The sequence below is a fragment of the Bacillus sp. MYb78 genome (assembly GCF_002975115.1).
Lineage (GTDB): Bacteria > Bacillota > Bacilli > Bacillales > Bacillaceae_G > Bacillus_A > Bacillus_A cereus.
Window position 1 is genome coordinate 1 of record NZ_PCOB01000033.1, and the last position, 11,707, is coordinate 11,707.

Consider the following 11,707-nt stretch of genomic DNA (forward strand, 5'->3'; position numbering starts at 1 on the left):
GTATTATTGAAAAGCACAATTTATAATTCAAGTAATCAAGCATATGTACCCATAATAATTTGAACATTCAGAAATTATAATATTGTCTAAAAACGAGGTGAGATTCATAGAAACAGTACATATTAAGTGGTATGGCATGTATAGTATAAATGACTTTTATAATAGGGAAGAAGCTTCTAAGAAGGGGATATTTGCAATCTCTAGAGTATTTGCTAAGAATGTAACATTGCTCTATATAGGACAAACCAAAAGAAGCTTTATACAAAAGATAAGAGAACTTAATAAAGAGTGGACTTTTGATGAGAGCGAATTAAAGATTACATTAGGAATAATAGAATTTCCTAGTGGTGAAATTTACTCTGAAAAGAAGGTAAAAGAGATAAAATCTCTTTTGATTTTACGACATACCCCATTAGAAAACGAAACATCTTTATTATACTATAGAGGGAAATTTAATTTAAAAATTATAAATAAGGGAAGAAGAGGCTTAATTGTTAAAAAGCTTTCTACAGGAGATCTAATGTGGACGTAATTGGAATCACCTTTGAATAAAATTGAAGGTTTCTTAAGTGCAGAAGCTTATCAATTTTTAATGTATTAAACTATTTTGAATAACATATGTCAGATACTTGAAAAAACACAAATTATATTATGATATGAAATCCTGTATGGAAAGTGTAGTTTATTTCTATTGTTTAATAAAAATATTAAGAATTTTAGGGATAATACATAAAGAGTAGAGGAGAAAGTAAAAACGGAGGTTTGAAGAATGGGACAAGTAAGCAGATTTCAAGAAAAACAACAGAATCGTCGTCAAAAGGCAATTTTTAATATTGCATTTACTTTGGTATTAGTGACAGTTGGTATAGTGACATACCAGTTGTTTACCCCTTCTAATACATCAAAGAAAGCAATTGCTCAAGAAAAGAAAGTAACAAAGATAGAAGAGAAGAAAACTAAAGATAAAGAAACAGCAAAGATAGAAGAGAAGAAAACTGAAGATAAAGAAACAGCAAAGATAAAAGAGAAGAAAACTGAAGATAAAGAAACAGCAAAGATAGAAGAGAAGAAAACTGAAGATAAAGAAATAGCAAAGATAGAAGAGAAGAAAACTGAAGATAAAGAAGCAGCACAGTTAGAAGGGAAACAAAAATTAGAAAAATCGGTAAAAACGAACGGAACTGAAAATAAAGAGGAAGAAAAAACGGTATCTCAAGAAAAGGATCCTCAAACTAATCCTTCATGGAAGCCAATTGGTACAGAGCAAGGAGCAAAACCTGATATGAAATTTAAAGAAGGAACAGTAGATTGGAGTGAGATGAAAAAAGCAATCTCTTATGCTGTTGATGTTCCAGAGAGCCAATTGATTTTCGATTTTATTGGAAATAATGGTAATAATAAAGCCTACGGTAATGTACGAGATAAACAAAGTAATAAAAAATATAAGGTTAATATTGATTGGGTAGAGAATCAGGGGTGGAAACCAGCATCTGTACAAGTGGTAAAATAAATAGTAGAAATGTAATTATATGTTTAAAAGTTTACTCTTGTAAAACTCATAAAAGAGTTTGTTTCAATCAGGACCCTTTTGCTATGTTGACAGGATTAATTACTCAGGCTCAATTGTGAGATCTTGATGCAGACAAAGTTCGAAGTTTATTAAAATCTATCTAATTTAGTGCTTCGAAAGGTTCAAAATTGCATTTTTAAAGCATTAAATAATTAATGGTACCTTTTGAAATATTTTTGGTCTCATTTCATTAGAAACAATTCCGTCTATATAACTAAAAAATGTATTATGATATCTATTGAACATATGAATAGGATAACAATTACCTGCTGTTAGCAAGTTGCAGTTTATCTAATAAAAAGATCACTTGTTTCTAAGACAAGTGATCTTTTTATATACATTTCCTTTACTATTTTTAAAATTGAATAGATATTTCAATCTGTGTAATTACAATAGACCTGATTAAAATTAAAACTGCAACAAGGATAATACCGTCCATATTTGTAGTAAGAAATATATATATAATATCTTAATGCAAGGTTGGCCTATGTTCTATGAAGATACTAAAGAATTATAGGAAACATTGAGAAACGGGAATTATTTTTATTACAATATTTATGCATCTTTAGGCCTAAATAGCTGGGTATTAGCTAAGAAACTTGAGATATTAGACTCCTATTAAGTTAAAAATGACCTTAAGTGTACTTCCCATAAAGAAAATTGTGTAAATAAGCTGTCCATATGGGCAGCTTATTGTATTTTTTGGCTTAGCTTGTTTTTTTCGAAGTGCTGGCGGTTCCTCTACAAGTATTCTTGCATTTAAATTATTTTTAATATATTATATTTATATGGTTATATAGAAATGGATGTATACAAAAAAGACTCAAATCTATTAATAAGATTTAAGTCCTTTTCAAAGATAAAAAGATTGTACCGAAATGGAATACAACTTATACTTTTCTTTTTAATATGTATCTAGTAAAAAGACATCTTTCATCAATAAAATTGCATTTTCAATATAAATGGAAGTTCATTTATATTCAATGATAGGAAATAGTGGGTCTAGAACATAGAGGAACAAAGAACCATACAGAGAAATTTGAAGAACCTGAAAGCTATTGTATGTAGTTTGTTCATCTCAAGTACAATAAAAGAGTCTTACCTCTGTAGGCAAAACTCCACTAGTATTGTTGTATAATATTTACATATCAACTAAAAAACAAAAACCATATAACACCAAGTAGCAGAATCCTAATATTCCTCCTACAGCTAATACTTGTTTAAACCAACTTTTAAATTTTATATTACTGTAAATACCTTGAACTTTTTCCATATTTCCTCCTATTAAGGAGAACCCTTAAAGACTCTCACTTCGTTATGGTACCATTAAAGAATGACTAATAGAGGTTAAATATTGTCAAAATGTATAAATATGCAATATTGCATACAGAAATGTATTGTTACAAATGTAAGCGTTTACTATAATGAGGGTATAAAGTTTAATCACATCCCAGTACTAACAAAAGAGGAGGAAATAATATGGAAATCGCAATGGCAGTTTTAAAATTTATAGGTGGAGCAATCCCATTAGTTCAAGAGCTTCTAAAAGCATTTATGTAAATTCACTATTTAGCAATTATTTATAAAAATTATCATTCGTATGAGTAAAGCCCCTTTAACAATATTAGGGGGCTTTTTAAATTTCTAAATATTTAAGGTTACGTCACATTAACATCAAGTTAAAAGTAAATTTTAAGAATAAATCTATTGAGGATATTTTATAGTGAATCAAGATCCTTTTACAAAGTTGTAGGCATTAAACTCCTACGGCTTTTATTATACTTTATTGAAGTAAAAAGTCTCTTCAGAAAATCTAAAAGGACCTTTTTAGATTTTTAAATACATGACCTACTGATAACTGGGGAGTGTAGAGAATATATATTTGATTTTTAAACAAATATGACAAATTACATGTGTAAGTTAGGTCGATCTTTATCGTAGATTAAAGGGACTTGAATAAAGTTCTTTTTTATTTGTAATCAAATCCCAGAGTGGCCCCTAACCTAATACCGGGAATCGTCTCCTATCCCCTTATACGCTAAGATATTTCCCAAACTTAGACCCCGAATTTGCTTTAACGTGAGGAGAGTCTAATGTCGACTGTCAGAAACGTGCGACAAAAGTCTTAAAAGAATTATTAAACACCTATCGAGGACAGAAAATAGTATTAGGCACTCATGGAGCTGTAATGACTTTGATGTTGTATGAACTTAGCTTGATAGCGATGGGGTACCGCCAACAAGACTCGAATTTTGCACGCTAAGCAAAAAAAACAATAAGCTGTCCACATGGACAGCTTATTTACATAATTCTTGTTATTGGAAGTCGTTTTGAAATTCTATATGTTTACTTTTTTCTTGTTCTTACGAATAAACCACAACACCACAGTTAAAAATAATAAAAAACTCAGTAAAAAGAGCGGTATTTTTTGAATAAAGAAAAATCCTTTCCAAAAATCTAACCTAGTACTATCAGGAGAATCTGTTGCCATCCCACCTATAAAAAAAGACAACGGAATAGTAAGTATATTTATCCCTAAACCGATCATTACGAATGATAGATTTTTACTCCAGATTTTTGGTAATGCAGCCATAATAAATAAAACTAATGCAGTACCAATTATAAGAAACAGTACTCCAAAATAAAATGCAAAATATAAAATAATTCCCATAATCCCCCTCCAAGACTTTAATTGTACCATCAATAAAGGCAATTTTGGATGAATATGATATTCGTATATAGTTAATATAACGTCCCATTATCGATAGCAAATAATTTCATAGAATCCTTGTATGTACAGGGGTTCTTGTTTTTTGTCTATGTATCTCTTATATAGGATTTTATACATCATTGGTATAGCGGGGATATGAGGGATCCTCGCTTTTCTTTTTTTCATAAAATTTTGTATGAAAACAGTTGAGTTATAATGTTTTATGCTGAAAAATAAAAACTTTTCTTTGAATTTGAAAAGAAGGTGTTACCTTGTCAAGTGTTGAAGAAAATGAGATAGCAACTTTTGCTACAGATAGTGTAGCGGATACAGAACACGAACTTCATCACATGAGGGTCATCCGAAATCGGTACTTGAGTTAATCGTCAGCTGAGGTCTTTGGAATTGAATTGACGGGTAACTTTAACAAAATAAGGAGTACAATTAAACAGCCTAAAATATGCAAGTTTTTATGCGGAACTGCTTGCGTATTTTGGCTATTTTTGCATTCGTAAAAGATACTGCTATAAGTAAACAGCATTTTTGAATTGCAAAATACCCCCATGACATCAATAGTATAAGTACCAAAAAACGATAATAAAAACTGTATTCATCAGTTTCTACTCCTCATGTGGATCATAAAGTTATTATCCCGTTTATTGTGGGCTGACTAAAGTTTCCCTTTATCTCTCCGTCTCAAAAAACTCAATCCACTCTCCATCAGGGCCAGCGAAGAATATGTAACGTGTTCCATCTGGTAATGTTTCGATTTCTTCTCCTAGTAAAAAGGTTACGCCGTGTTTTTGTATTCTTTCAATTTCATCCTCTAATGAATCTACCTTAAAGCAAATGTGATGTACTTTTCCTTCTGCTGGCAAGGAAGAATTGTAGCCTTCAATGAGTTCGAGTATCGTTTCTTTCGATTCTTCCACACCTAAAAAAGCGAGTTTTAAATCTGGATTCGGGTGCCCCATACGTTTAAGGAGCTGTAAGCCGACTACTTCTTCATAAAATGAGATAGATGCTTCTAAGTTTGCAACCATAAGTCCTACGTGTTCAATTCTTCTAACTGGCATGTAGATTCCTTCTTTCTGAAAATTATATACAATATATTATTGAAAATTAAGAAAATAAGCAAGATAAAAACCTTACAAATTTTAGCGTGTTGTATGGTATAGTGAGAAAGTATGTTTGGGGAGAAGGAAGGAGATTATACGATGAATACAACTACTCAAACTCCTTCATTATCAGAAACGATGAAAGAGTGGCATTATGCATTAGCATATGAAATTAAACATTGGAAAACGATAGGTGGTAGTAAAATTTCTATCATGAACGGTCGTTTTTTATATACAGATTATGAGAATACAGTGTATATATTTCAGCTTATTTCGGAAGTAAGCTTACCTGAAGGTTCACCAATTCGAATTGAGTTCGATGGTGAGGAAGCGACAGGAGAAGTATTATCTGTACATGGATTAGAAATAGAACTGAAATTAAATGATTATATACAAGGTGAAATAAGAGAAGCGGTTTTATACAGTGAACCGTGGCAACTTTTAGAGCAACTGCAAGAGCGATTGAAAGAAGCACGTAAAGATAAGCTGAAACGTAATCGTATAAAGCGTCTTGTTGATGGGACGAGCAGTCCGAAACATATTGAGAAGATGAAAAATCCAAAAAATGAACTGGCATATCGTTCGTTTTATAATCCGACAACGTACGTATGGGGACCGCCGGGAACAGGGAAGTCTTACAATTTATCACGTATTATTTCGGCTCATTATCAAAAAGGAAAATCGGTACTTGTGTTAGCTCATAGTAACGCGGCAGTAGACGTATTAATGAGTGAAGTAACGAAGCAAATTGAAAAGAAAAAGAAATGGACGCCTGGCGAAATTGTTCGTTACGGTTATAGTCAGCATGAACATATACGAAATCATGAAACGTTACTTGCATCTAAGTTAGTTGAAACGACGAACGGATCATGGGGTGAGGAAAGACTCTACTTAGAAGAGACACGCCAAGATCTTCGTGAAAAAATCTTATCGTATAAAGCAACATCTGCTGATAAGAAGCGTATACAAGAGATTGAAAGTGATCTTCGAAAGCAAAAGGCTAAAATTAAAGAAGTAGAAAAAGAGTATATTGAAAATGCGAAAGTAATTGGTGCAACTTTATCGAAATGTGCCATTGATTCACTTATTTATGAGCGTACATTCGATTTAGTTGTCGTAGATGAAGTGAGTATGGCGTTCGTTCCGCAAATCGCATTAGCTGCTTCACTTGGAAAACGTATCGTTGTTTGTGGCGACTTTTTACAATTACCTCCAATTGCGATGGCAAACCATGAACTCGTTCGCAAATGGCTTGGGGAAGATATGTTTTACCACGCTGGGATTGTTGATTCTGTAAATAAATCAGAAGCGCATCCGAACCTATTTATGTTGCAGGAACAAAGACGTATGCATGCGGATATATCGAAGTTTACAAACTCATTTATTTATAAAAATAGAGTATACGATCATCCGTCTGTTTCAGAGCGTAAAGAACTTGCTCAATTGCAGCCGTTCGCAAATGAAGCGAGTGTTTTATTTGATACGAGCCAAATGGGAGCTTTTTCGTTAAAAGATGCTGCTTCTGGTTCACGTTTTAACATTATGTCTGGTTTAGTAGCGATGCAAATGATGTTAATCGGATTGTTAGACGGTGTTCAGTCTATTGGTGTTGTGACACCTTACAGGGCGCAGTCACGCTTTTTATCGACGTGTATTAGAGAAATGTTGCAGAGAACGAAATATCAAAACATACCAGTTTTAGCGGCGACAGTTCATAAGTTCCAAGGTTCTGAAAGAGATATGATGATCTTTGATACAGTTGACAGTTATCCGCAGGAACGACCTGGCGTATTATTCTTTGATCACAAAAACCATCGCCTCGTCAATGTAGCAGTGACAAGGGCGAGAGGGAAGTTCATTCAATTATCAGATTGCCATTATATGCGTAAAAATCTTTCTAGAAAACAAGCGTTATCGCAATTAACAGCTCATATAGAACGTCATGGAGATGTGTATGATCGCACGACATCAAGACAATTGTGGGAACGGAAAATTTCGAAACGTTTACGCTGGTTTATGGAAATGAATCTTGAAGAGCCGAAAGGGCTATTAAAAGATATTCTAGCCGCAAAACGAAAAATTATTATTTCACTTCCAAGTACAAAACAAGTGGATAAGCGAGTATGGCAAGCGTTAATGCGTACAAATGCACAGATAACAGTTTATAGTGATGGACCAGTTCCACTGAAAAATGTAAAGTTACAAAGACAAAATAAAGCTTTCCCGTTTATCGTAATTGATGATGAAATCTTCTGGGCAGGCGCACCGCTTACATCTCAAATGATGTTTGAAGGTAGTACGGAATTTCCGTACGTATGTGCAAGACTGCAAGCACCAGAAACAATTGGTGTATTAAAAGGATTTTTAGATATTCGGTAAATTCGGATAGGAATTCCTTGACTTTTACTTAGAATGAACTTAGAATAAAAAATAATTTAATATAATTTTATGAAAATTCTTATCACGAGAGGTGGAGGGACTGGCCCTATGATACCTCGGCAGCGGATTCGTTATGAATACTGTGCCAATTCCAGCAAGGTAACTTGAAAGATAAGAAAGAAGCTCATTTTGACTGTATATACAGAAGCCTCTTTCTATCTTTTAGAAAGAGGCTTTTTTATGTGAAAATAAAAGGAGGAAGAACAATGGGAGCGACAGGAGTAACGTCACAAAGAAAAACAATTGAAGAGAGTATCGAAAGAAATAAGGAAAAGTACATAGAAACAAGTCATGATATTCATGCGAATCCAGAGATTGGTAACCAAGAGTTTTATGCATCTAGAACGTTAAGTTTATTGCTAGGCAGTGCAGGATTTCAGTTGCAGCACAATATAGCTGGACATGAAACGGGATTTATCGCGCGAAAAAGCTCTGGAAAACAAGGACCAGCAATCGCATTTTTAGCGGAGTACGACGCTTTACCAGGACTAGGCCATGCGTGTGGTCACAATTTAATCGGCACAATTAGTGTTGCAGCAGCAATTGCATTATCAGAAACGCTTGAAGAAATTGGCGGGGAAGTTGTTGTGTTTGGTACGCCAGCAGAAGAAGGCGGGCCAAATGGTAGCGCGAAATCAAGTTATGTAAAGGCAGGTTTATTTAAAGATATTGATGCGGCGCTTATGATTCATCCGAGCGGAAAAACAGCGACAACGAGTCCTTCACTAGCAGTCGATCCACTTGATTTTCATTTTTACGGAAAAACAGCTCATGCTGCAGCTTCGCCAGAAGAAGGGATTAACGCATTAGATGCGGTTATTCAGCTTTATAACGGTATTAATGCACTTCGCCAACAACTTCCGTCAGACGTGAGAATTCATGGCGTCATTACAGAGGGAGGAAAAGCACCTAATATTATTCCTGACTATGCCGCAGCAAGATTCTTCATCCGCGCAGCAACGCGAAAAAGATGTGCAGAAGTAACAGAAAAAGTAAAAAACATTGCTGAGGGAGCAGCGTTAGCAACAGGTACAAAAGTAAAAATTCATCAATTCCAAAATGAAATCGATGAATTACTCGTAACAAAAACATATAACGATATCGTAGCGGAAGAACTAGAACTATTAGGTGAAGATGTAAATCGTAAAGAAAGAGTAGGGATCGGTTCAACCGACGCAGGAAACGTAAGTCAAGTCGTACCGACAATTCATCCGTACATTAAAATCGGACCAGATGATTTAATTGCACATACGAATGAATTTAGAGAAGCAGCACGTTCAGAACTTGGAGATAAAGCATTAATTACATCGGCAAAAGCATTAGCAAATACGGCGTATCGATTAATTACGGAAGAAGGGTTGTTAGAGAAGGTGAAGGAGGAGTTTAGAGAGGCGCAGAGGAATCAAGGGTAAGGGGATTAAAGTGCTCTTTTCAAAGAGTAATCTAATTAATAAGTAGAGATACAAAAAGAACATTGAAATATCAATGTTCTTTTTTGTTTACTAGTCATTGATTTTGTTGGTTTTTCTCAAGAAAGAGAAACTTTTACTGTTAGTGAGGATAATACGTATCCCTTTATCAAAACGACAATTTCTCCTCAAATTCACTCTTTAATACTATTAAAGGAGATGACAAGCCAAATTGCATTAAGGAGTCTAAAAATGCAGCGAGGGAATCCATCGAATCGCTCATGACCTTCATCATATAATTAAATTCCCCACTAATTCGAAATAAATCTGTTACTTCAGGAGCTGCATTACAATACTGGATAAAATCAGAGCATTGGCTCGTTTTAAACATGATGAATGCTTGAATGTTTTTATTAATTTTTGCAGGCTCAAATTTCGTTCGATAAGCCGCTATAACTCCTTGATCTTCAAGCTTGTTAATACGTTCTTTTACAGCAGGTTGCGTCATGGATATAATTCGTCCTATTTCTGAAACAGAAATTCTCGCATTTTCATACAACAAGTTCATAATTTTATGATCGATTTCATCCAGTTTTACGGCGTTTTGCATTGTGTAGCCTCCTTGCTTTGTTTTCTAAAGTGAATCGCAAATTATAACTATAATATCATAAGTGAACGAACTAAAACACCTATAAATATGTATTTAAAATGATTGTTTTTTGCATGAAAATATAATTATAGGATTTATCAAACGGAAATTTAGGAAGGATGGAAAAAATGAAGAATCTTGATGGAAAAGTAGCGTTAGTAACAGGAGCGAGTCGCGGAATTGGCCGTGCGATTGCGATGAGATTGGCGAAAGATGGAGCATTAGTTGCGATTCACTACGGCCGAAATAAAACAGCTGCAGATGAAACGATTAGTGAGATTGAATCTAATGGAGGAAAAGCGTTCTTAATTGAAGCTGAACTCAATTCAATTGATGGTGTCAAAAAGCTAGTAAAACAGTTAAAGAATGAATTACAAATAAAAGTTGGTACATCAGAGATTGATATTTTAGTAAACAATGCAGGGATAGGTACACAAGGAACGATTGAAAATACGACAGAAGAAGTTTTTGATGAAATTATGTCTGTGAATATTAAAGCACCATTCTTTTTAATTCAGCAAACATTACCATTAATACGAGCAGAGGGCCGTGTGATTAACATTTCATCAGCTGAAGTACGACTTGGTTTTACAGGCTCAATTGCATACGGTTTAAGTAAAGGTGCATTAAATACGATGACACTGCCTCTAGCTAAACATCTTGGAGAAAGAGGTATAACAGTGAATACAATTATGCCTGGATATACGAAGACAGATATCAATGCAAAATTGCTAGATGATCCGGAAATACGAAATTTTGCTACAAACTCATCTGTGTTCGGACGAATAGGGCAAGTTGAAGATATTGCAGATGCAGTAGCATTCCTTGCTTCTTCTGATAGCCGCTGGGTAACGGGGCAGATTTTAGATGTTTCTGGTGGGTTTTGTTTATAAGGGCACTACTCCATAGCTATCAAGATAATCAAGTAAATTACTAGTTATGAAACGATCCTTGTTTCATAACTAGTAATTTATAGAAAGGTAGGGATGATAAAGAAGTCTATTAAAACGTGATTTTTTCGCTAGGCAATTTGAATAAGGGGGCTATTTTTCATTATTCGTAATCTAAAATAATCAAATTTTATTTTACAGTAACAATAAAACAAAATTATTGACCGCATGGTACAAAAAGGGTATTCTATTCATGTTATCTTTAAAATGAGAGGAGGATACGATTGAATAAACGCGGCAGACCTCGAGAGTTTGATTATTCCTCAATTGTAGATGTTGCAATGAAAACATTTTGGTTAAGAGGATATGAAGGGTGTTCTACACAAGATTTATGCAGTGATACAGGACTTGGAAAAGGAAGTTTATACAATACTTTCGGTAGTAAACATGAACTGTATAAACAAGTATTAGAACGCTACCATGAAATTGGGATTAGGGAACAAAGGAAATTGTTACATACTTCAATTCCAGTTAAAGAACGATTAAGTAATTTTTTTGAATGGGCATTGAAAGAAGACTTTGAGAATATGGATCAAAAAGGATGTTTATTGATTAATGCCAGTATAGAACGTGCTAAAAACGATTTAATGGTACAAGAAATTTTCTCGAAGCATGTTGAACTTCTTAAACAAGCTATTGAAACAGTGATGGAGGAAGGATTGCAAACAGGTGAAATTTCAAAGAAGCAATCAGCTGAGGAATTAGCTAGTCTGCTTTTAAGCAGTTATTACGGATTCCGTGTTCTTAATGTATCGATGCAAAATCGGATGTTGTCTGAACAAGTTATCAAAGGAACAATAGAGTCTATTTGTGGCGCTTAGTGCGCTCTTTTTTCGCACTATTTTTGTACCGATCATTACAA

General features: G+C 34.0%; 10 protein-coding genes, 2 pseudogenes and 1 riboswitch. Of the genes and pseudogenes, 8 read left to right on the top strand and 4 right to left on the bottom strand.

All coding sequences use genetic code 11. From position 1 onward, the window contains the following. Positions 1 to 97 precede the first annotated feature (97 nt). Together CQ064_RS30995 and CQ064_RS31000 are read left to right on the top strand one after the other, a co-directional pair. The gene (locus tag CQ064_RS30995; protein ID WP_015055158.1) at positions 98 to 532 is read left to right on the top strand and encodes a hypothetical protein; all 435 of its coding nucleotides are present in this window, start codon (positions 98 to 100) and stop codon (positions 530 to 532) included. 237 nt (positions 533 to 769) lie between these two features. Next, positions 770 to 1,510, top strand: coding sequence for a YrrS family protein (locus CQ064_RS31000; protein WP_000532023.1), 741 nt, complete (start codon positions 770 to 772; stop codon positions 1,508 to 1,510). Positions 1,511 to 2,711: 1,201 nt separating this feature from the next. Here CQ064_RS31000 and CQ064_RS34265 read toward each other — a convergent pair. After that, entirely contained in the window at positions 2,712 to 2,843 is a 132-nt protein-coding gene (locus tag CQ064_RS34265) for a hypothetical protein (RefSeq protein ID WP_000416933.1), read from the bottom strand. Between the two features lie 99 nt (positions 2,844 to 2,942). Between CQ064_RS34265 and CQ064_RS34375 the strand changes: the two are divergent. Next, a pseudogene (locus CQ064_RS34375) lies at positions 2,943 to 3,130 on the top strand (hypothetical protein). Positions 3,131 to 3,626: 496 nt separating this feature from the next. Further along, positions 3,627 to 3,773 (top strand): annotated as a pseudogene (locus CQ064_RS31010) (histidine phosphatase family protein); the annotation flags it as partial. Positions 3,774 to 3,908: 135 nt separating this feature from the next. On the opposite strand, the gene CQ064_RS31015 reads toward CQ064_RS31010, so the two are convergent. Both CQ064_RS31015 and CQ064_RS31020 read right to left on the bottom strand, forming a co-directional pair. Then, on the bottom strand, positions 3,909 to 4,241 hold the full coding sequence (locus tag CQ064_RS31015) for a hypothetical protein (RefSeq protein ID WP_000511402.1): 333 nt from the start codon (positions 4,239 to 4,241) through the stop codon (positions 3,909 to 3,911). A 722-nt stretch (positions 4,242 to 4,963) separates the two neighbouring features. Next, positions 4,964 to 5,356 carry a VOC family protein gene (locus tag CQ064_RS31020; RefSeq protein WP_001145268.1) on the bottom strand — a complete coding sequence of 131 codons (393 nt, stop codon included), beginning with the start codon at positions 5,354 to 5,356 and terminating at the stop codon, positions 4,964 to 4,966. 111 nt (positions 5,357 to 5,467) lie between these two features. On the opposite strand from CQ064_RS31020, the gene CQ064_RS31025 reads away from it, so the two are divergent. Together CQ064_RS31025 and CQ064_RS31030 are read left to right on the top strand one after the other, a co-directional pair. Beyond that, positions 5,468 to 7,777, top strand: a complete 2,310-nt coding sequence (locus CQ064_RS31025) for an AAA domain-containing protein (RefSeq protein ID WP_003270972.1) — start codon at positions 5,468 to 5,470, stop codon at positions 7,775 to 7,777. A gap of 76 nt (positions 7,778 to 7,853) precedes the next feature. Then, positions 7,854 to 7,955: riboswitch (SAM riboswitch) on the top strand. 88 nt (positions 7,956 to 8,043) lie between these two features. Next, complete coding sequence (locus tag CQ064_RS31030; RefSeq protein WP_000501365.1) at positions 8,044 to 9,249, top strand: M20 family metallopeptidase; 1,206 nt, start codon at positions 8,044 to 8,046, stop codon at positions 9,247 to 9,249. 166 nt (positions 9,250 to 9,415) lie between these two features. Here the strand turns inward: CQ064_RS31030 and CQ064_RS31035 are convergent, their stop codons facing one another. Further along, positions 9,416 to 9,856 (bottom strand): Lrp/AsnC family transcriptional regulator, encoded by a 441-nt coding sequence (locus tag CQ064_RS31035; RefSeq protein ID WP_001178563.1) that lies wholly within the window; start codon positions 9,854 to 9,856, stop codon positions 9,416 to 9,418. Positions 9,857 to 10,023: 167 nt separating this feature from the next. On the opposite strand from CQ064_RS31035, the gene CQ064_RS31040 reads away from it, so the two are divergent. Further along, positions 10,024 to 10,788 carry an SDR family oxidoreductase gene (locus CQ064_RS31040; RefSeq protein ID WP_000792650.1) on the top strand — a complete coding sequence of 255 codons (765 nt, stop codon included), beginning with the start codon at positions 10,024 to 10,026 and terminating at the stop codon, positions 10,786 to 10,788. A gap of 281 nt (positions 10,789 to 11,069) precedes the next feature. Next, the gene (locus CQ064_RS31045; RefSeq protein WP_001042196.1) at positions 11,070 to 11,666 is read left to right on the top strand and encodes a TetR/AcrR family transcriptional regulator; all 597 of its coding nucleotides are present in this window, start codon (positions 11,070 to 11,072) and stop codon (positions 11,664 to 11,666) included. Positions 11,667 to 11,707 lie beyond the last annotated feature (41 nt).